General features: G+C 38.0%; 10 protein-coding genes, 2 tRNA genes and 3 pseudogenes. 3 read left to right on the forward strand and 12 right to left on the reverse strand.

Annotated features, from left to right (window positions below; genetic code table 11):
• The first annotated feature begins 75 nt into the window (after nucleotides 1-75).
• The 3 genes and pseudogenes from GQR45_RS04440 to GQR45_RS04450 all read left to right on the forward strand — a co-directional run bounded on the left by GQR45_RS04440 (nucleotide 76) and on the right by GQR45_RS04450 (nucleotide 1,874).
• A tRNA-Val gene (locus tag GQR45_RS04440) sits at nucleotides 76-152 on the forward strand.
• A gap of 26 nt (nucleotides 153-178) precedes the next feature.
• A tRNA-Val gene (locus tag GQR45_RS04445) sits at nucleotides 179-255 on the forward strand.
• Between the two features lie 505 nt (nucleotides 256-760).
• A pseudogene (locus tag GQR45_RS04450) lies at nucleotides 761-1,874 on the forward strand (IS3 family transposase).
• Here the strand turns inward: GQR45_RS04450 and GQR45_RS04455 are convergent.
• The 12 genes and pseudogenes from GQR45_RS04455 to GQR45_RS04510 form a co-directional block, all read right to left on the reverse strand.
• Nucleotides 1,855-2,067 (reverse strand): annotated as a pseudogene (locus GQR45_RS04455) (integrase core domain-containing protein); the annotation flags it as partial. The pseudogenes GQR45_RS04450 and GQR45_RS04455 sit on opposite strands and share 20 nt — an antisense overlap.
• A pseudogene (locus GQR45_RS04460) lies at nucleotides 2,054-2,334 on the reverse strand (transposase); the annotation flags it as partial. The pseudogenes GQR45_RS04460 and GQR45_RS04455, both read right to left, overlap by 14 nt.
• A gap of 121 nt (nucleotides 2,335-2,455) precedes the next feature.
• Nucleotides 2,456-4,582 carry a dynamin family protein gene (locus GQR45_RS04465; protein WP_165725224.1) on the reverse strand — a complete coding sequence of 709 codons (2,127 nt, stop codon included), beginning with the start codon at nucleotides 4,580-4,582 and terminating at the stop codon, nucleotides 2,456-2,458.
• 50 nt (nucleotides 4,583-4,632) lie between these two features.
• The gene (locus GQR45_RS04470; protein ID WP_165725225.1) at nucleotides 4,633-6,867 is read right to left on the reverse strand and encodes a dynamin family protein; all 2,235 of its coding nucleotides are present in this window, start codon (nucleotides 6,865-6,867) and stop codon (nucleotides 4,633-4,635) included.
• Between the two features lie 46 nt (nucleotides 6,868-6,913).
• Nucleotides 6,914-8,623, reverse strand: a complete 1,710-nt coding sequence (locus GQR45_RS04475; RefSeq protein ID WP_165725226.1) for a dynamin family protein — start codon at nucleotides 8,621-8,623, stop codon at nucleotides 6,914-6,916.
• Nucleotides 8,624-8,794: 171 nt separating this feature from the next.
• Nucleotides 8,795-11,818: a DEAD/DEAH box helicase gene (locus GQR45_RS04480; protein ID WP_165725227.1), complete on the reverse strand. Its 3,024-nt coding sequence runs from the start codon at nucleotides 11,816-11,818 to the stop codon at nucleotides 8,795-8,797.
• A 56-nt stretch (nucleotides 11,819-11,874) separates the two neighbouring features.
• The gene (locus GQR45_RS04485; RefSeq protein WP_165725228.1) at nucleotides 11,875-13,608 is read right to left on the reverse strand and encodes an EH signature domain-containing protein; all 1,734 of its coding nucleotides are present in this window, start codon (nucleotides 13,606-13,608) and stop codon (nucleotides 11,875-11,877) included.
• A gap of 2 nt (nucleotides 13,609-13,610) precedes the next feature.
• Nucleotides 13,611-14,369: an OmpA family protein gene (locus GQR45_RS04490; protein WP_165725229.1), complete on the reverse strand. Its 759-nt coding sequence runs from the start codon at nucleotides 14,367-14,369 to the stop codon at nucleotides 13,611-13,613.
• Nucleotides 14,369-16,543, reverse strand: a complete 2,175-nt coding sequence (zorA, locus tag GQR45_RS04495; protein WP_165725230.1) for an anti-phage ZorAB system protein ZorA — start codon at nucleotides 16,541-16,543, stop codon at nucleotides 14,369-14,371. The genes GQR45_RS04490 and zorA overlap by 1 nt, the downstream gene beginning before the upstream one ends.
• 42 nt (nucleotides 16,544-16,585) lie before the next feature.
• Entirely contained in the window at nucleotides 16,586-17,713 is a 1,128-nt protein-coding gene (locus tag GQR45_RS04500; protein ID WP_165725231.1) for a restriction endonuclease subunit S, read from the reverse strand.
• Nucleotides 17,710-19,302: a class I SAM-dependent DNA methyltransferase gene (locus GQR45_RS04505; RefSeq protein ID WP_165725232.1), complete on the reverse strand. Its 1,593-nt coding sequence runs from the start codon at nucleotides 19,300-19,302 to the stop codon at nucleotides 17,710-17,712. Before GQR45_RS04505 ends, GQR45_RS04500 begins: the two co-directional genes overlap by 4 nt.
• A gap of 56 nt (nucleotides 19,303-19,358) precedes the next feature.
• On the reverse strand, nucleotides 19,359-22,802 hold the full coding sequence (locus GQR45_RS04510; RefSeq protein WP_165725233.1) for a DEAD/DEAH box helicase family protein: 3,444 nt from the start codon (nucleotides 22,800-22,802) through the stop codon (nucleotides 19,359-19,361).
• Nucleotides 22,803-22,848: the final 46 nt, after the last annotated feature.

Below are 22,848 nucleotides of genomic sequence, written 5' to 3' on the forward strand. Positions count from 1 at the left end.
GCTTGATTCACCAACCGCCACGCTATATATTAGCCGCCGTTGTTAAGCAATTAACACCTACTTAAATAAAGTAATACGACTGTAGCTCAGTTGGTTAGAGCACTACCTTGACATGGTAGGGGTCGGTGGTTCGAATCCACTCAGTCGTACCAACATTTAAGAATCCTAAAAAAATTGTACGACCGTAGCTCAGCTGGTTAGAGCGCTACCTTGACATGGTAGAGGTCGGTGGTTCGAATCCACTCGGTCGTACCAATTAAACTCTATATTTCAAACAGTTAAAAAACCCTATTCAATCTGCTCATTTAATTTTTTGTTGAAAATTAAATTCTTAGTTTTTTATTATTTTGTATTAAAAGTTTTAAAATAACGAGAGCCAAGCCTCAAAAGATCATCCTAAAAATTCAAGTTTTAATCGATTTGTGCCCAAACTTGTGCCCAAGCGCCCAAACCACTTTTTTAGCTCTTTAATCTTTCTCAAAATTAGACCCCTACCCTTGCAAATTCACAAACCTCAAATCACAAATTCCAAACCAAAAATTTCAAATCAGGTGACCACTACCCTAATATTTTCCGTGTCATTTCATAAAATATTCTATGACCCCTATTTCAAACTGCTTCTGTGCCTTGTTTAGACATCGGTGCCCACACAAGGTGTTAAATAGTTTTACGGTAAAAGTCAAGTAATAGGGTAATCACCCCGAAAAATAATAGAAGCCAAACGTAGAATTTTCTCTTATTGTAAACACAGGAGAAAATTATGAAAAAAGCACATTTTACAGACAGTCAGATCCTCGCCATTTTAAAACAAGCCGAAAACGGTGTGCCAATCCCTGAGCTATGCCGTGAATATGGTATGGGCAATTCAACCTTTTATAAATGGCGCGCTAAATACGGCGGTATGGATGCGTCTTTAATGACACGAATGAAAGAGCTTGAAGATGAAAACCGCCGTTTAAAGAAAATGTATGCTGAAGAGCGGCTAAAATCTGAGGTCATTCAAGAGGCAATGGCAAAAAAGTGGTAAAGGCTTCTGAGCGCAAAGTATTGGCACACGAAGTCGTTAGCACAAATAAAATGAGTATTTCCTTAGCCTGTCGTACTTTCATCATAAGTGAAACATGCTATCGCTATACCCCAAAACTGTCTGATGAAAATAAGGAAATTGCAGCGTTGCTATTGGATTTAAGCCAATGTCAGCGTAATTGGGGATTTGGTTTATGTTTTTATATTTACGCAATGTTAAAGGCTACAAATGGAATCATAAGCGCGTTTATCGTATTTACCGTGAGCTTGAGTTGAATCTGCGAATAAAACCTAGAAAATGTTTAACAAGGGAGAAGCCTGAACCATTAGCTGTACCTGAGGCCATTAACGAATGTTGGTCAATGGATTTTATGCATGACCAATTATCTAATAGCAGAGGGTGTCGCTTGTTTAATGTGATTGGTGATTTCAATCGCGAAGGACTTACAATAGATGCTGACTTATCACTCCCCGCTGAGCGTGTGATCCGCTCGCTCAACCAAATTATAGAATGGCGTGGTAAGCCAAAAGCTATCAGGTGTGACAATAGGCCTGAATATATTAGCCATAAATTAGCAGAGTGGCCGTTAAATAATAATATTGAATTACGATTTATTCAACCAGGTAACCCGCAACAAAATGCTTATGTAGAGCGATTTAATCGTACGGTCAGGTATGACTGGCTAAGTCATTATATTTACAGTGATATTAGTGAGTTACAAGATAAAGCTACCGATTGGTTATGGACTTATAATAATGAACGCCCTAACATGGGTATAAGTGGCATAACACCCATACAAAAACTGGAAAAGTTAAACAACGGAAATTCTACAGATAGCCTCCATTAAAAATGGGAGGGTTACCATGCGGCCTAACGTTGTTGTAATATCCGTTGATATAATCACTAACGCTATATTTAGCATCTATAAAATTTCCATATCCAACCTTTGGCATCCATTCCGTTTTAAAGCTTCTAAAAAATCGCTCCATTGGTGCATTATCCCAACAGTTTCCACGCCTACTTATACTTAGTTTGGTTCTTTTTAACTAGCTGAGGTTCAAACGAACCTGAACGGTCTCTAGGCGTTTCAAGTTCGAATTGGCCTATGGATGACTTAACTGTTTTTTTAGTTGAACCATTTTTACGGTTAACTTGAGTCTCAGATTGTAGATGCTGCTCTAATTCGGCTTTTAAAGCTGCTTCGGTGAGTTGTTTGATTAATGGTGTAGAACACCGTCTGCGCCAGTAAGGCCTTTACCAGCTTGAAGCTCAGCTAATGCTTTGTTGAAACCGAAAGATTGAGTCATGTGTCACTCCTATTTTCTTAATAATACTGAAATGACACAAATTTCTAAACACTACCCTTTCAGATGCTTGTTCAGGTTCAAATAGGACTTCCCTGCTTTCACTATTCATTACTTAAAATTATTAATTACGTTTCTTCAGCTTCCGCCAAGTACTAGAGCTTTTCACTAACCACCATTCACGATCTTTATGGCTTGCTTTAGTATAATCTTTACGTCTTCGAGTTATCTTTTTTTCAAATACGGTATCTATAGCACTCATCATTTTTTCAATAACTTTCTCTAATTCCTGTAATTGCTTTTTATGTGAGCTTTTTTTACTTACAATTGCTTTTATTTCCTCTGATTTTTCTACAACACCTTTATACAAACTAGGGGCTTCTTCATCTAAATTGCTTGCGAGTAAATCTAACCTTATTCCTTTTAGTAAAATGGCCACATTATTTTGATTCTTCATATCATTTGAAATTGCGACCTCGTATTCTTTAGCTATTGAAGACAACCTTTGAATAATTTCGTTATGTTTATCTGAAGCAGAGTTTTGAGTTTTTAGGAATTTAGCAAGAGGTTGTTTTTTAAAAATATATTCTTTTCGTTGTATAGAGCTGTATGCACTTATACCTAAAAAATCTATATCGTAATCATCCAAAGTTTCTTCAATTTCATCTATAATTTCTTCAATTTCTTCTATTGGTTTAACATCTGCTTTATTCAAAATAATATAAAGTTGCTTACCACTCTGCTCTTTAAAATTTTCTAAAAAAAGTAAGTCACTTCGTGGGATAGTGCCATTAGAATCAGCTCCGATGAGCCAAATCAAGGCATTGGCATTATCAATATACTCCCTTGCTGTATTCACATCTTCATGTTGATAACCATCGACAGAGCCTAAAGGGTTGTATCCTGGCGTATCAATAAAACATATATTTTTATAAGCCATCTTTGATCTTAAAAATACGGAAGGCATTATTTCTTTTAGATTAAAACCAAATGAACAAATAAATTCGTGTGATAACTTATGGTGCATGTCAGGATCTATTAATAATAAATCAACTACTCCCCCCGTTTTGCTAAGCCCTAATACACCTGTCTCTTTTCCATCAAAAACATAAGTAGGGATAGCCGTAGTGGGATTTATACCAATGGGTAATTTGAGCTGTTCATTTTTAAATAAACTACTAATAAACTCAGACTTACCGGAGCTAAACCCACCGCCAATTGAAACAACACGCTTATTATGAAGCTCTGGATATGTACTTATAGCATGCAACTCACTCTCGAGCTCTTGTAGTTTATAAAATATTTCCGCTTCATTTATCAATGCACCTTCGTTATTTGCAAACATCATAAACTCCCCGTGTAGCAAATCATGAAATTTAGTAACATTCTGATTAGAGTTACGGGCTGATAATAATGCTCCAATTAACGATTCGCGTGTTTCTGTTAAAGTATGGCTTTTTTCTAATTCATTAAATTGTTCCTCTAGCTTTGTATACTGTTCACTTGAAACTTTAATATCAATGTTTAGACGCCTTGATTCTAATTCTAAACTTTTAATATGACTTTTAAGGTTTAGATTTTCAGCTTCTAATTCATTAAATTTAACTTTAAGCTTATCGAGATTTATACTTAATGTATCTAACTCAATGTTTAACTTCTTAGCATTGAGCTTTAATGATTGTATCTCGTTGAAGTGGGTAGTATTAGATCTTTGTAGTTCAGTATGCTCATTTTTCAATTTATCGTGAGTTAAATACAACTCTGTATTTTTATCTTCTAAAACAGAAACTTCTTTTTTAAATTCAGCAGTCAATTGTTTAATATCGAGTTTTAAAAGTTCAATTGCATTGTTTTGAGTTGTATTTAATTCTTTTAGAGTTCCATTTTCAATCTTTAACTGCTTACTGACTGAGTTTAAGTTTTCAACTTCATCTTCCAAATCAGAAACTTTAGTGTTTATAAAATGAAACTCTTCTTGCAATGCTTCGTATCCGCTTGACAGGAGCTCTTGATGTGATTGTAAACCGCTGTCGAGCTTATCTTGCAAAGATAACAAAGTTTCCTTTAACTCTATTTGGCTGGATTGATTAAATATTAATTTAAAACGCTCTATTATATTCTTATTTAAATCAATTGTATTACAAGCATCATTTAAATCTTTTACCTCATCTTGAACAAATGATAAACTTTCAATTTGTCCCTGATGATAAGTATTTATTAGCTCTTCGAGTCTATTTATTCTTTTTGTCATACGTTATGGCTCTTACCCTTTTAATCTTGTAGAATTTGCACTGTGTTTTCTTATAATTCTGTTTTAATACGACTTAACTCATCTTGCATTTTTTTATAGCGATATAAACTTACTTCTTTATTCTCAATTTCGCTAACTAACTCCGCAAGAGTGCTTGAAAGATTTAAAGTTAAACTTTCTGCAAGTTTAACTTTTTTTAAATTAGACTCAAATTCACTAGTATATGACTCAATATTAGCTCTTATCATATTTTCTAAATTATGAGCATAAGCAAGCATTGCATCGTAAAATCTTTCTGCTTCACCTTTTCTCAATTTACCAGATTTATTCAAATCATCAGGAAGTTCGTCACGTATTTGAAAATTACTCTGTGGTATTGAAGCAACGACATTATCAATAGCTTTGAGCATTAAATTCTCTTCACAATCTGCAACACTAAGAATGTTTCGCATCTTTTCAATAACTTGATTTTTAAGGTTTTTCTTCCAACCTTGTATAAATTTGATTGTATTTTCGTTAATTTCGTCTTTTATATCGTTAAGAGTTCTGTTAAATATGGTGCGCACGCCCGTTGCATTTATTATCGTCACATCCCTGAATCTAGTTTCATATTCATTAAACCAGTACCACCTTTCTTTTGTACAGACCTCATAAGGCTCTTGTCCTGTCTTAATTTCCGTGTTATTGGAAGCGTTTTTAAAACTTTCGAATTTTTCTTTAACTAGAGTCTTTAATTTTTTCGTTAGTTGTAATGTACCTTCGATTATAAGGTCATTATAATCAGCCCCAACCTTTAACTTTATAGATTCATTGCTTTCATTTATATTTTTTGTCTGTTTACGTAATTCTGCGACATCTTTTTCTTCTATCAAATTTATTCGTTCAGAAATATCTTTATGCAAGCCTTCAACATAGTTATTTAAAGCTTTTAATTTATCGTTAATAAAATCATCTTGTCGTTTTTTCAAAATTTCAGTTTTACGACTTGTAACTTCACTAATCACCGTATGAAGCCTTCCAATATTAGCCAAAGATTTTAATGTATTTTTTGCACTTTTCTCTCCGCTGAATTCTGTAGGGAATTTATCTTTTAAATTATTCCATACATGATTCATATTGCTATCCCATGAACTTCTGTGTTCGAATCGTTCACACATTGCATAGGCGATACTAGAAGTGCAAATTACATTATTTTGACTTAATTTATCGTACGCAACTTTCATTTCTGGGTATTGATTTGTTAAATACTGGAGTGTGCTACGTGCGTGTGATGTGAGTTGGTTTTTAATGTTATCTATTATTTCTACTGGGCTTGACAGATCTTGGCTTGCACTGCCAAATAGCTGATTATCAACTTGGCTTGCCATCAAATAAGCTTCCTGCGTACCTTCTTTGGTTGTAATTCGTAATAATAAATCTTTATCTTCTTCACTAAAAAACTGACCAGAAGGCGACACCACAATTACAACATCGCAATGTTGTAATAACTCTTCAGTTCTAATGCCCCGAGAACTAACTGGGTCATTAATTCCTGGTGTATCTATTACTTCTAGCCCTTCAAGCCCTTTGTGAGGTATGTGTAAAGTAACCGACTTGGTAAAAGGCATATAGGGTCCATTTGCACCAACAAAATCATTCAACTTGCCATTCATTAATGACTTAAGAGAATCGGCTTCTATTTCTTTGAACTTTTCTAAATCTTCAAAAGTTTTACCAGAAGCCTTAATTTTACAATACTGGTCAAATGCGGCAAAAGTATATTCATTTTTCATCTCCCTTTCCGCTTGTTTTTTGGCTTTTTCCTCACAGCTTTTTATGTCTTCTTCTGTGAAACCTGCTGCACCAGCTCTTTTTTTCTTATTACTCAATCGCTCTTTTTGTTCTTTAGTAAATAGCTCTATTTTTTCACTTAATGCTTTATTGTGACAATCATGATTATTTTTTATCTCTGCAATGTCTTTTTCGCTGAAAAATTCGACACTTGCTTTAACCTTATCACTGAATTTAATGATAGTTAATGCCGCCGTCATTGGCGTCGCTGCTTTAGGTAACAAGTCCTCACCATCAAATAATAAAGCATTGAGCATTGAGCTTTTACCTGCTTTAACTCGTCCAACTACCCCAATTTTCAATACACGACCATCATCATTAAAGCTATTTAAAACTTCTTGCCAATCATCACTTGTACTTATTGCATATTTTTGTTTCAAAGCTAAAGAGTCATTAACTAAGTCATTCTTTTTAACAAAATCTTCAATCTGATTATTCAATTTAATAATATTCATATTAGTTCCTAATTAACTTATATATCTCATTTTAAGCATTCAAAGTTTAATTGTTAAAAAGATGTCGGTTGGCAATAGTAGATAAACTTTGTTTCGCAGACTCTAATGTTTCTATCTCTTGTGTTAAATCATCGGCTATTTGTTTTTTTTCATCTGAAGCTTGTTTTATTTCTACTTGCTTTTTATCTAGCTGCCGTTCGAATTGTTCACTTATATCAGATATTAAACTTGCGATTTGCTCATTTAATTCTGCTGGTAAAGAGCTGTTAATTTTTTCTTTGATACTAGGAATAACCTCGAAAACAATTTGTTTTTCAACCTGCTCGCGCGCTTTACGCGCCTTTGCTTCTTTTGTAAATAAGGAAATAATATCAGGAAGAAAAATAACTATGATTTCAATTACTGGGGCAATTACACTTGTTGTAACACCGACAATTGTAGCGATAGCTCGATATACATTCCTTCCATCGACTTTTGCTTTCTCATTCATTCCTTCAGATAAATTAGATAAACCACCTCGAGCTTGATTAAGTAGCTTTTCAGTTGTGTTGCTTATTTTATCAACGAATGAATTATCTATAATTGATTCGCCCTTATGATCTACATCAAATTTTAGACCTGCGCTTACATCCTTAATAATACTGCTTCCTATTGATGTAAACTGTTCTTGAGTATTAGACAACAAACTATTTTTCACTATTTCATTGACTTCATTCGTAAATGAGTGAGGGCTATTTAACGCGAGCTCTATTAGCTGAGTTCGGTTATCCATTAAACTTTGTGTAACTCTATCACTTATAGTTTTTACACTCTGGTTTGAATAACGGCGCTCAACATCTTGAATTGCCGACTCTTTCTTAGCTACTATTTCGTTAATGTTTCCTTGAAGGGCCCTTATTGCGTCATCAGCTTCCTTTTGTGATACTTTAAATGTTGAAATTTTAACATTCAGAGTTTCAATTAACTCTAAATAATTATCTTTTAATCTATCAAGAAAAAGTAACTCTATTAATGAATCAGGGTTAATAGACTTCAATATCACATCTAAGTTCTTCCCTCCATTCTGATCAAGCAACATAATTTCATCTTCAAAATCAAAAAAGTCTATTAGTTGCTCAGAAATTTGTTCCTTTACATGACGTACATCTTCTGGGGGTCTTAAGTCTGTTTTACTTATACAAAAAGAGAACCCTTTACCAAAATTATAAAGATTATCAATTTCTCTTTTCATACTCCTAGAAATGTTACCCTCTTCAACACTCGTCAAAAATACAAAGTAAACTCCTCTATTTAAATAATTTAAAATAGCTTTATTGTGCATATCAATGGGCGAGTCAAACCCTGGCATATCTACTAACACTAAAGGATGTATTGCTTTTAATCTATCGTGTTCAAGGTATACACGTAAGTACTGAAATTTTTTAGCGTTATCTTTTAAGCTTGAAAACTCCTCTATACTGTGTTTAATCACCACACCGTTATTATCAATTGACTCAATGTAGTTTTCCTTCGCATATCTCAACTCAGTAGCTAGTGCTGTTTCGGGTGTTATCGCAGTTGCTAGTACTTCCTCTTCTAAAAACGAATTAATCAAAGAGCTTTTTCCCGCACTGAACCCACCAACAACAGGAACAAGTAGTTCAACATTTTGTAACTCATACTCTAAACTTAATAGGTCATCACCTGATACTTTTAATGGCTCAACTGTATTCTTAGCGTCATGTATATATTTAAGATATTCTATTTTATTGTTCATATTTAAAACTCTGTCTCAACTAATATTCAATAATAAAAATTCAAAATTTATTAACTTAGTAAATCTTGAATTCATGTATTTTCATTCATTTACTAATTCTACCTTTTTACTTCCAATGCATAATTTCACAAGCTTGCAAAGTAGTAAGCTCATCCTTAATGCCACTTAACCTCACAACCCCATTGACGACATTAGCTCATGCTCACTCACCACTTCAGGCGTTACTACCGCATCCCTTAGCATGGTTTTCTTTGCGAGTAGTTTGTCTAGGTTTACATCAAACGAATCATATTCTGGGTGTAAAAGGCAGGGTAAGTGAATAAACACAGGCTTTTTTTGACCAATACGATAAACACGATCTGTAGCTTGCGCTTCTTTTGCGGGGTTCCAGTGGCGTTCTAAGTGAACTACATGGTTTGCACCAACAACCGTTAAGCCAACACCTGCCGCTACAGGCGACATAATTATAACGTTAAAGCCTTCTTCTGCTTCAAAGTCAGTGATCATCCCTTTACGAGACAGCTGATCTTTTTTTGTAGCAATCGCTTTGCTGTCTCCGTTAATAACATGAATGTTTAGCTCATAAATTTTGTCTAAGCATATTTTAAGAACAGCCTGGAGCTTTTTAGTTGTCGCAAAAATAATTACCTTCTCTTGTTTGTTTTTTATATCTGACAATATATCTAACAACATGCGTAACTTTTCAGACTCTTGTAAATTACGCTGTGCCTCTTTGGCATTATTAGGTGGCTGTTTAAAAACCTCATCAAGCCTTGGATGCAAACTAACAGCCCTTAATTGCTGTAATACTGTTAAAGCATGGCCGCCGCCCTGCTCTTTTGCTTTCTCCTTTCTATAATCTTCAACAATTTGGTTGTAGCCAAGCAACTGACCTCCGGTCATATTACGAGCTAACTCTGGAGCAAATGCCATATTGTCAGCCAAGTCTTTATGAATACCTGTTTTTATTGTTTTAGTAGGCATTCCGGTTAGCTCGTCTTCCTTGGTTCGGCGTAACATAAACTGCCCAGCAGCATTACGTAAATCGTTACCAACTTCTAAACGCACCTCTGCTTTTTCTTCCTCACTAGCACTACTTATTGGCTTAATCCAGCGCTCTCTAAAATAGCCCCAATCGCCTAATAGCCCTGGTTGCGCTGTATCCATTAAACACCAAAACTCGCTTAAACTATTTTCAACAGGAGTACCTGTAGCTAGTAATTTAAAATCAGCTTTTAGTGCTTTAGCTGCACGTGTTGCTTGAGTATTTGGGTTTTTAATATTTTGAGCTTCATCAAATATTACAATTCCCCAGTCAATAACACATAAAGAAAATTGGTAATCCCGTAACGTTTGATAAGTCGTAATAACAACACGTCTATCCATATCTAAACGCTTTGTTGCTGCATCAGCCCCAACATGCAAAGCGTAACGAATAGATTTATGATCAGCATGCGAATCATTCATTACCGTCGCAAGCTGCATAGACTCTCGTTCAGCCCCTTGAACTTTAAACTCTTTCAAATCCCTTGATGACTGCAGGACTTTAATATCTCTAAATGGAGAATCTTTAAAAGTAGCTTCAACCTCTTGTTCCCAATTTTCCAGTAAACTAAGTGGAGCGACTATTAATATAGGCTTTTCGGATTTATTGCTTTGCTGCTGCATTGACAAGTACTCAGCCAGCATAACTAACGTCATATAGGTTTTACCAAGCCCCATATCATCGGCTAGTAAAGCCCCCTGTACTCTATACATATCATCATGGTTATCTAATTGCGCTGACTTAAGTAACGACATCATCCAGCTAATGCCAGACTCTTGATGAGGGAAAGGTGTTCGCGCTAGATTAGTTCTGTCAAAACTAATAGTTCGGTCTAACTGCGCAACTTTATTTACAATGTCTTGATTATGTTCTTCCGCATCTTTTAGTAACAAAGAAACTTGCTCTTTACGAACCAGAGTATCTTCAACTTCAGGCGTATCTGAGTCATTAGAAGGGTTTGCTAAATTTTCTCTTACCTCTACGAGTGTTTCACTAACTCGCTGCTCATCGCGTATGTCAATTAACTCATCATCAACAACAACACTATCTGCATTTTGCCCTTTGGCTTGCTGGTAACTTTGCTCAAACGATACAACATCTTCCTCGCATTCAAGCAACTTAACTAAGCGCTCTGGTGGCTCACTGTCTGTATTTGTCGAAAACCAGCCATTACTGCCATCGCTGTCTTGACCAAAAGGAATGTGTACCATTTTGCCAATACCAGCAACTCTCAGAGAAAATCCAAGATCGAGATTAAGAATAGACGCATCTAAAAAAGCTGAAGGGGTTTTAATAAATTCTGCGACTTTGTGTGCAGGAATGGTTCTATTTTGCAGTACTTCTTTAACAGCTTGTTTTTTATCGTCAGTAAGTAAAACAATGCGGTCTTTTATTCGCATTACTTGCCCATCGCCCTGTAACTGAGCTAAGCGATTTTGTAAGTCTTCTGATGACGATCTATCACCAAAGCTAGGGCTAAGCTCTAGGCTACCATCAACTTTTTGATTTGCTGTTACTGTAATTTGTTCTGGTTGTACTAAATCAAATTTATCAAAATGTTTTAAATCTAGTTTTAACCCATCTTTAGCTGCTTGCTGTAACTTAGCAACTGCCAACACATTATTTAGCTCAGTGTGGTCATCAGGCGTAAGCGACGAATGTTCTTCTACGGCTATAACTGCATTAAGCTGCTCAGGCGTCATTAAATACTGAGTCTGCTCACTAAAAAAAAGTATAGGTCCTTTTCTTTTTACTGGATATTTTTGCTGCTCAAATTTTGCAAATAACTGCAGCGAAAAGCTACTTTTAGTTGTTCTACCTTGAATATCAACGTCAAAGTCGTTATTAAAAAAAGGCGGTATCCCTAAAACGTCTGCATCTTCGGGGTCTAATAAACATGCTTGCTCACTATCAAGCCTAAAGCCATTAGGTAGTGTTTCAGCAATATGTCTTTCTTCAAGCATTTTAAGTACTACATGCTGAATAAGCTGACTACTTGCACCCTCACCTTTGTTTAGGCAATGAAATGTAGCTTCATTAGTGGCAAAATTAACGCCATACGAGTCATATACTAAGGAGTATTTATCGTCCGCTAAATGACTATTTTTATTATTAGGCAAAAGCCCTTTTATCAAACTAACAAGTGACATGTATTTTTAAATCCCTTTTTAATATTCCTAAAGTTCATGCTTTTCTCTGAATTGGGCTACAGCAAACGGCTCCATAACTCTTCAGAGTTTAAAGTGACCCTACCTTTTGTACGTAAAGAGTAAAGTGCAAAATTTACCTGGTGAACACTTTTGCGAAGCTCAAACTCCTGCGCTAAGATATTAGTAATTGAGTTACTATTTATAGGTTGATGTACATCTAGTACATGCAAAATTAAAGACTCCAGCGATTGAGTGGCTTCCGTTTTTGCTTCTACTTCTATTTCTACTTTTTCTTTACTTCCTAAAACAGGTAATCCATACCGACTTATATATCTTCTGTATTCGTCTTTATAAAACAGTTTTTCTAAATCGAGTTCAATACCGTTTTGAGTTAAAAACTCTATGGCCCTGTTTTGCCAAGTTGTAGGTGAGTGAGTTATATCCTTAAAATTACCATTAGGATAAAGTTCTCTAAAATCTTTAGGAAAGCGATGTATTAAATCGGAGCGGGTAAATTCACTGAGTGAATAATCTATTAGCTTTTCACTAGGTAGGCCCATATAAACCCAAAGTTTAAACTCATGTGAACCTTCTACTATGTGAAAGTCTCCACAATCTAGATAGATAATAGAAGTGTGAGTTTCTTGAGATCCACTTAAATTTATATAATTTATTTTAAGGTCATTCCCCAATACAGTCTTTACTGTCTTCGCAGCATTAGTACCGAGCATTAAGCGGGTATTACGCACAAATCCATGTTCATAAAGCCCTTCTAAAAAACGCTTACGTGCGGGGAACATTCTATTTAACGCTTCATCGCCGGTGTAATTTGCGTACTCTTCAATAGCGCCTAAAAATAACCGCAAGTCTTCTCTAGCAAGCCAACTTGTTACTGCTTTTACTCTACTCTCACCAATGGGCTTCCACCACTGGCGGTAATTTGTAGCTGTATTAGCAATACGCGGATCGCCAGCTAAATTCAGTACAAAGTTTTGCCATATTTCACTTGGTGCACCAGCAGAGCGGTCAATAATAATTTCAAGCGCTATGTGCCCTATTCGTTTACCTTCTTCAAAAGGCATTGTGGCAACATCTTGTTTTAATAGCTCATGCAGCACATCATGTTGCTCACCAACGGGAATTTCTTTCAGTGTGTCTAAGTAATATTGTGCATGGCAAATATCTAAAAAGCGCCCTTGCGGCAGCTCGTTTAAGCGTAGTTTTTTTAATTGTTCGTTTAAGTCTAAGTGGTTTTGTTTGGCAAGGTTAACCAAAGCCTTAGGAGCTGTTAAATCAAACAGCCATTTAGCTTGATTAAGCACAGACAAAATTGTGTCACTTGTATTTTTGCGATCTTTTAAACGTTGCTCTATTTGCTGTTTAAGCCACTGCGTTAATCTGTTAAAAATATTGCCATCAACCAGTGCATCAAAATAACGATAAACTAACGAAATTAAATTCATTAACGACGACATACCAAGTTTGGGATGTTTAGCTTGAATGTAATCTATTGTTTCTTCGTTTAACGAGTTTTTTCTTACGTCTTCTTTATCAATCCATAACTGAGTTAAAACACGCACACCTTTGCGTTTAAGCAGCATATTTTTTAATTGGGGAATATTCTTACTTAATACACATTGCCTTACCTGTTGCTCAAGGGCTTTAAATTCTTCGCCTTGTCCCGCACCATCAGCAATTTTCTTTGTTTGTAAAGTCAGGCTATCCCACTGCTGTGTAATACGCTCCCAGTTAAACTGAGCAAGCTCTGGAATAGGAGGTAAAAGCAACATAATTAAGGCATCTCCAAACGGCTTCTTACCGTTTCATATTCTGCACTAGTGGGTCTGCGAATAGTAAAGCGAATATCAATTCGTCTGTTAGACCTGAAATCACTTTCTGTTAGCTCTTTAGCCACCATCCTTCGTGTTGCCGCATAGCCACTCACTGAAAAAAGCTTGTTGCCATCTTTATTTTTAATAGCCGCTAAATTATGTTGGTCTGGTAGTAACTTACTCCAAAGCTCCCACAGCGAAATCGCCCTAAAGGTCGATAAGCCCCAATTACCTTTCCCCAGCATACCGTTAAAGTTTTTACTGTCGGTGTGCCCTTCAATAAAAATAGTATCAAGAAATTGCTCACGGTTTTCTTTATTTATAACCTCAGCAAGTACCTCACCAATTTCAAGTGCAGTGCCTTCAAACTCTGGGCTTATATTAAACGCTGCGCTATCAAACCCTAAAATATCGTTAGGAATACTTAATACAGTTTTATTTTCACTAACCGTGACTTGTATGCCTCGTTTTTGCAGTAAATCAGCCGCCTCATCTAAAATTGTTTTACGTACTTCTTCGGCTTTGTGCAGCATTTCTAGCTCTTGGGTAAATGCTTGTTGTTTATTTTCAAGTTCTTGTTTGGCTTCTATCAGCTCAACCATTAACACAACAGATGCTAAAACAAATAAAATAAGTAAGCCCGACAAAATATCCGAAAACGACATCCAATAAGGGTTTTCTTCATCAACACTTACTTGGTTGCTTCTAAATACTCGCATTAGCTACGCTCCAATTCATCCACTAAATTAGTAATTGTGCGTACTGTTCCAAGCATTTGGTTACTAAATTCAAGGGTTGTGGTATTCCATGTTTCCATACGCTCTTTAACTTGCGTATTTACTTCTGATGAGTAGCTGCGTAGCCACTCATTCGTTTGCTTTTCAATATCAGACACTTGCTTAGCTAAGGTATTACTTAGCCCTTCAAAAGATGCCTCAACACCACGTATAAACTCAATTTGATGTGTTTTCATTTCGCTAAAGCCGCTTTGAGCTAATTTTGCCGTACTGCCAAACTGCTCTGTTGTAGCAACAAGCGACGTTTCAAGCCCTCTTAGCACTTTAGCTTGCTCAATTACGTGGCTTGCTAATGCGTCGTTTTGAGCAGAAATACCTTTAATTGTGTCGGTCATATCACCTAAGCGCGTATCAAACAGCTCCGTTGCTTTTAATAAATTGCCCGATAACACCCCAATTTGGTTTGCGCTATTACTCAGGTTTTGGCTACTTGTAGCAGATGACTCTGCAACCGTTTTAAGCTCCCCTATAACGTCTTTATGCTGTGCAATAACCGAATCCATATGCGTTTGTGTACGTTTTACTGCCTCAGTCATCGAGGTAAGCATTTGGTCTTGTTGTGCTAGCCACTTACCTAACTGCGATTGTAATTGCTCACGATATTCTGAGTCACGCTTAGAGGCTTCAAGCTGCTGGCTGTTAATTAATGAGCCAAACGTTTCTTCAAGCGTCTTTTGGCGCTGCTCAGAGCTTTGCATAAAGCTTTGTAAACTTGTTTCAAGGCCACTAGTAAACGCCTGTTGCTGCGCCGTTGTTTTTTCGTTTTGGCTAGAAAGCTCATTAACAAATCCACGGTTCGATTCGCCCATAGCGCTTTGTACTTGGCTCATAGAGTCAGAAAGCTTATTAAGAGTTTGCGATTGCTCAGTTAACCAACCACCTAATACCGACTGTAAATTATCTACATGGTTTGCTTCACGTGTTGCTTGCGATTGCTGTTGAGATTCAATAGCCGTAAATAACTTTTGCTCCATAAGCTGTTGGCGTTCTTCGCTTTTGCTCAGCATTGCTTCGAGTTGCTGGTTAAATTGCGATGATGCCCCCGCTTGTTGCTGGGCCATTAACTCAGCTTGTTTACTACTTTGCTCAAGCACTGCGCTCATTTGCGCGCTCAGGCTACTTACTGCCTCATGCATTTGTTCAGTCGACTTTTGTATAAGCTCACCTTGGCCTCTGCCTGCCGCTTGCATGCTCTCAGTAAAGTTACTAATTAAATGCTCCAACACGCCGCTGGTTTGTTGGCTGGTATTACTGACTAACGACTGCATAGCAGGTGCCATTACATTATTAAGTGCGTTAGTAAAAGCATCTTGCATGCTGTCACTCACACCCGAAATCGTCTCCTGTAATTTATCACCAATACGCTCATGCAATTCCTTTAAAGCCTCACTGCTATCACTGGTGTTTTTAGAAATATCTACAAGTGATTTTTCAGCAGGCAAGCGCGGATATAAAAAATCAATGCGGTGTTGCACAGCAGTAATATTTCGTATGATTAAACGCTCTGCTATTTTTTCAATAAAGTTGAGCAGTAAGCTCAAACCTACCCCCCATACAGAGGTAACAAATGCAAAAGCGGCACCACTCATCATGCTGTTTATGCCAATTTTTAATATTTCTATATCGTCACTGCCAATATTTATATCTCGCAAGCCCATAGTGAGGCCCATAAAGGTACCTAACACACCAATTGCGGTTAAAAATGAGGGGGTAGCCGCTAATAATCGATTAGATGTAAGCCCAGCAGAAAGGGTTTTATGGTTAAAAAAGTGCTCCGCGTCCAGCGTATTATAAACACGTTGTAAGCGATCATCTTTTACTAAGCTTTCACCAAATTCATGCCACAAGCTATACACTATTTTAGATTTTGACACTTTAGCACGCTCGCTAATAGCCAAGCTATTATCATAAAGCGTGGTTATAGATTCACCATTAATAATGTGCCTAACTTGCTTTACTCGACTATTGCTCTTGATCGTAAGTACAATAATCGAGATCAAAGCAACAACAAACACGGCTATTAATGCAAGCCAAAACGATACCCCCAATACAGATTGCGGTATCAACCAATGCTCCGATGGCATAAAATCCAACATATTTACTACTCCCTTAGTTTATTGGGTATTACTTATTTTTTGTTATAACTGGCCAGCAAAGGCTTTTTGGCTTAGAGAGTTAAATTCTTGCTCACTCAATCCATCACTTGCTTTAACCTTATTCGAAAGAGCCCTTACAGAGAGATATACTTCTTTGAACTTTTCCTGAGTATTTATGTCGGGTAAAGGTACTTGTACATCTTTGATCTTCGCTAATGTGAGTCTTGTAATAGCTGCACCTGCCATATTCGCAGTTAAAACTAATTTTGTTCTTGGATGATTCAAAAACATGCATAAAAACTCTGAGTTAACTAATTCAAAATTTGGCTTTAAGAGAGCCAAACTTGAAAGCATACTGAACTCAAAGCCATATTCATTTATTGCAGCAAGGCCCGTCGTTGCGCCATCTTTAATGTAGAGAACATCATTTTTTTCAGGATTGCACCTAGAGAATATTTTTTTATGTTCTTCTTCCGACACGTACCAAGGTTTAGCATGAAATTCTAACCCTGTTTTCTTCAAATGTTTTGCTGTTACGTAAGGCACGCCTTTTTCAACTATAGGCGGTGAATGATGAGTGCCATCTGTAATCTTTCTGCACAAAGAGGCGAGAGGCTTCAATTCCCAGCCCTTCGGGTTGGTGACAGGATCTCCGAACATGTCTAAGAAGACACTGCGTAGGAAGTCATCGGCGAGTTGGATGGCTTGTTGGCGTTTTCGGCGGATGGTGTCGGCTTTATCTAAAATCGCGGCGATTCGTTTTTGCTCGTGTAGTGGCGGTAGTGGGATAAGCTCATCATGAACCAAGTTTCGGTTAAGTGTTGGTACACCAGCCCCTTCAACAAAGCGTTCTAATTGGAAAGCTTTTAACATGTAAAAAACCCATTTGGGATCATTCCCATGGAAATTAGTCACGTATAATGATGTATTTAGTGGCCAATAATCAGTGTTCGTATAATGAACCTTGCCAATAGTTCCTGACCTACCTGTTATAACTCCTGGTCCTTTTATTTTTGCCTCATTATGACTGCCATTTTGACCATTAGCAGCATAAATAGGTACCTTTCCAGCAGTTCTGAGTTTAGTTGGGAGATCATATCCTCTTTTTAGAGTCGCTATTTCTTTTAGAGATCGCAATTGCCAATTACTTTGATTTCCAAAAAAGCTCACAGCATACCCTCCAGCTCTTTTAAATCAGCGAGTATTTCATTTTCTAAGCTCACTAATTTGCCTAATATTTCTTTTGGCGGATCGTATGTTTCTTCTTCGTATACCACTTCTTTGTATCGGTTGATTGACAGGTCGTATTTGTTGCTGGCTATGTCGTCTTTACTGACCCAGAAATGCTTTTTCTTACCTGATATAACGCGATCGTTAGCATCACTTGTCGCGGCTGCTTTATCACGGGCTTTAAATTCGCTGATTAGGCTGGGTAAGTCGTTGGCTTTTATTGAGGTGCGCTTATCGTCAAGGCTAAAGCCATCGGCTTGTACGTCGTAAAACCATACGTGGTCAGTGCTACCACCTTTGGTGAATATGAGTATTGCCGTTGAAACGCCAGCGTAGGGTTTAAACACGCCGCTTGGCAGTGAAATTACCGCTTCTAGCTGGTTGTTATCTACCAGCATTTGGCGCAGTTGTACGTGCGCTTTTGATGAGCCAAATAATACGCCATCGGGCACGATAGTGGCCGACTGCCCGCCCACTTTTAGCATGCGTTCTATAAGGGCAACAAATAGCAGCTCGGTTTTTTTAGTTTTTACTTTGCGTAATAACTCGGGGCACACGTCTTCTTCGTCTAGGCTGCCTTTAAATGGCGGGTTGGCGAGTATTATGTCAAAGCCTTCTTTGGCCTTTTGCGGGTAGTGATCTTTAAAGTTTTGGCTTAGGGTATCTTGATAATGAATGCCCGGTTGTTTAATACCGTGCATTACTAAGTTCATGGCGGCTACGCGTAGCATAGTAGCGTCAAAATCAAAGCCGTTGAACATGTTTGTATCTATGTGGTTGCGCTGCTCTGGGGTTATTAAATCGCCTGAGTAGAGAAGGTTTTCAAGCGGTTTGCCGCTGTCATCAAGCTGTATATTACCATTTACGTCAAGTACTGGTTCGCGCTCGATGCCCTCGGCTGATGTGTATTTTTGTAATAGGTATTCGTAACTTACCGACAAAAAGCCACCGGTGCCGGTAGATGGGTCACAAATTTGGCTGGTGGTGCTTGGGTCCATCATTTCGACCATAGCGCGTATAATGTGGCGCGGCGTTCTAAACTGGCCGTTAATGCCTGCGGTGGTGAGTTTACTTAATAGGTATTCGTACAAATCGCCTTTGGTGTCTGAGTTTTCAAGCGGTAGGTCGTTTACCATTTCAACGGCTTTTACCAACAAGCTTTGCTTTTGAATCATTAATTGCGCGTCTTTCATAAACTCGTTAAATACCGCGCCTTCTGGCGATACGTCGTCTGAGGTTTTTGAAAAAAACGGAAACAGCTCATCTTTAACTAGTTTGTATAACTCTTCTGAGCCTAAATGGCGCAGGTTTTGCCAACGAATATGCTGCTCGCTATCGTTAAAGCGGCGGTTAAATGGCTGCTTAGTACGGGCACTTCGTTTTTCGTCGGCTTGCTCGTTCATGTCGAGCATACGGGCGTACATTAAAAAAGTAATTTGCTCTACTACGGTTAGCGGGTTAGTGATACCGCCGGTCCAAAATTCTTCCCATAGTTTGTCTATTTTACTTTTTAAAGGTCCGGTTATCATTAATGTGTATCCTATTTAGTGCTGTTTAAACGCGTACTAATTACGCGCTTATAAAATTAAAGGTGTATTTGCTTTTCAACGCTTTGGGCTTTGTCGCCTAGTTTTACATCAAACTGCTTAATAAATTGCTCGATTACGTCGGCTTGTTGCTGGCTAAATACGCCATCGAGCCCCATGTCGTGTATTTGGGTAAAAGGCGCATCGTAAAGCTGGGCTATTTCAATAGAGCCGTGGCGAATTAGGTGGTTTTTTAACATACCAATAAAGCGCTGTTGTTTGGCATTTACATGGGTGTGTATTTGCTGCACAAAGGTAGTAAAGCTCTGCTCTATGGCGTTTTTATCCATGCCGACTATGGTACGCAATATTTTATCAAGCGTCGCGGTTGATTCGGGAAAAAACTCTTTTAATGTATTTAAATCAACACTTGGATTTTGCGTATGCACTAACGAGCTTAATTGCGCCAAGTCGGCTTCGGTTACTTGTTCGCCATTGCGGATTTTTTTAAGTACGCTGTCGGTTTCAAACAACGGGGTGAGTGTTTTTTCAACCTCTTGGCGGTATATTTGATAATCAATAGAGACTATTTTTGTAAGCCTATCGGCTTCGTGTATTTGGTTTGTATCTTCTTTTATATCAAGCACAAAGTCACTTTTTGGCGGTGTTATGTCTTTATTACGCAGGTGTATAATACTGCGTAAATTAATGCGGCTTTGCTCAAGCGCTGCATGGGTTAAATACTGCCAATATTGCTCGGTTTGTACTTCTGCTATTGCAGGTGCTTTGCTACGCACTTCGTTTAAATGCATTTGAAGCGATTCAACTTTATTCATTACATTTTGTTTGGCTAAATCAATTTGGCTGGAGTCGGTAAGTAACAGCGTTTGAATGGTGGTTAGCTCAGAATCAAATTTATAGGCTTCACTTTGCCCCATTATGTTACGCCATTGCATAAGCGGCGCTACTTCTTCTAGTAACTTTTGTACATCATCAGGGATAAACTGATTAAGGCGTTTTAGGTCTTTAAAGGTTTCGACCACTTGCCAGTTGTCGCGCACCGATATTGATTCCATTGGCAGTAAACAAATATCGTCGTGAATTAATTTTATTGTTTGGTCAAACACATCCATATTGGCTTTTTTAAGGGCGGTTTGTGCAAGAGTTACCCGCGCTTCATATAGCTTTTGTAGTAGTGATTTAGCTTGTTTTACGTCTTCTTCTTCTGGATTTTCGTCAAAGTATTCAAAATTTGCCCAGTGGTCGAATATTAAAAAGTGAGTTTTGTGCTTACCTGGGCCATAGAGGTTTTCGCATAAGCGTGTGCCACGGCCAATCATTTGCCAAAATTTTACTTTTGATTTTATTGGTTTTGCAAATACGAGGTTTACACATTCAGGTACGTCTATGCCGGTGTCGAGCATATCGACAGATACAGCTATGCGTACGCTGTTTTCGTCGCTTGATTTAAAGTCGTCTATTAGCTCTTCAGCGCGTTCGTACTTTGAGTGAATTACGCGGCAAAAATTAGCGCCATGCTGCGGGTAAAGTTCACTAAATAACTGCGCCATTAATTCGGCGTGGGCTATGTTACGGGCAAATACTATTGTTTTACCTGGGAGCTGGCCGTCTTTATCGCGCAGACCTTTTTCCATTAAATTACGTAGTATTAGCCTGTTGGTGTCTTTATTTTTAATGGCTTCGTCTATTTGTTTGGCGTCAAAGTCGAGCTCGTTAGGATCAATCCCTTGCTCTTCTAGTTGGGCTATTTGCTCATCAGTTAGGTTGTCTTTTTTAATGCCCTCGCGTAAAAATTGGGTGGTGTAACTTACAATTTTGTAAGGCACTAAGTTACCTTGTTCTATAGCGTCTTCAAGTGGGTAATTGGCTGTTGGCAGTTTGTAATCACAGCTAAACAAGTCACAGGTTGAGCGCGATACCATTTCAACCGGTGTGGCGGTTAAGCCCACTTCTAGCGCGTCAAAGTATTTAAAAATATCACCATAAATATTGTAAATTGAACGATGCGATTCATCAGCTACTATTAGGTCAAAGTGGCCTACGTCGTACTTGTTCATTATGCGCAGCATGCCTGGGTAGGTTGCTATAAATACCCGCGCACTGGCTGCGGTGTTTTTAGCGCTTTTGCCTACAATGTGTACTGGCTCTTTGGTATGTTCGGTAAAGGCATTACCCGCTTGTTTACGTAGTTCTTTTCGGTCACATAAAAACAGTACGCGCTTAGCCCAACCTGCATCTAGCAGCCGTTTGGCAAGGGCGATAGATACGCGTGTTTTACCTGTGCCGGTTGCTTGCACAATAAGCGCTTTGCGGTGTTTGTCGCTAAAACGCTCACACACACGGGTTATGGTTTCCATTTGATACAAACGCCCTGCCACTGCGGTATCTATTGGCGTGGTGTTTAGCTCTTTTTTGAGCGTGCGCTGCTTTATTAAGTACTGCAGGGAATCTTTTGAGTAGTAACCGTATAAACCTCGGCTGTTATAACCTTGCGCGTCGTCGAGAATTTTTATATCCCAGCCGTTTGAATAAAAAATAACGGGGCGTTGCCCAAATTGCTTTTCGAGCGCGTTGGCATAAAGCGTTGCTTGCTGGCGGCCTTTTTCGATATTTTCGCGGGTGCGTTTTGCCTCTATTACCGCAAGTGGTTTACCGTCGTCATCCCATAATACGTAATCAACATAGCCTACGCCTGTTGTTGTAGGTTGGTCTGATACTTTTACTTCTTTGCCTACATCTTCTGTTGATTCGTCGTCAAGTGCTACGTGCCACCCTGCATTACGTAAGTCTAAATCGATAATACGTTTACGGGTTTCGTCTTCGTTAAAGTTAAAACTTGAGTTAATTATTTGCTCATTACGGGTTTGCACCTGTGTAAGCTTTTCTTGATCAATCGCTTGCTTTAATTTTGCAGCCTGAAGTTGTGCTTGTTTTTGCGCAAGCTCTGCGGCTTCTAGTTCGTCAAGTGCGCGTTTTAAACGGACTTGGTTTTCGGCTAATTGTTTGGTGAGTTGTTTGTTCTTTTTAGCAAACTCGGCATCACTTTGATTGTTTGGCTGCGTTTGCTCAGGCGCTTTAAACTCTGGGCATTCTTGTTGCGTGCCATTGGCATAAGCCATAAACAAATAAGAGGCTACAAAGTAGCTTTCTTTTAATATCCAAATGGCTTGATGTTGATCTACTTTGCCTTCGTGGGCCGCTTGGTTACCACTTTTACGTATGGCGTGTAGTTTATCGGTAATTAAACGCGGCACTGCGCTGGTAAAGTCGTCGGCGATGAGTTTATCAAAAATATTAGAAGTGGGTAAAGCAGGTAAGCTAAGTTCTTTATATAAGTAGCCGACTACTTTTTCGGCAAAGCAACGCAGCTTAACCAATGAGCTTTGCGGATCGGTAATCGCATAGTCTTCTGCAAAAGCGGCTAACTGGTGTAGCTCTGGCCACTTAGACTGAATGTGTTCAAAGTTCATTGATTGCTTCATTCCTGATTACTTCCTTATCAACTAATTTACCATGCGTTATTATTTT

The sequence above is a fragment of the Pseudoalteromonas sp. SA25 genome (assembly GCF_011378705.1).
In the GTDB taxonomy this organism is placed as follows: domain Bacteria; phylum Pseudomonadota; class Gammaproteobacteria; order Enterobacterales; family Alteromonadaceae; genus Pseudoalteromonas; species Pseudoalteromonas arctica.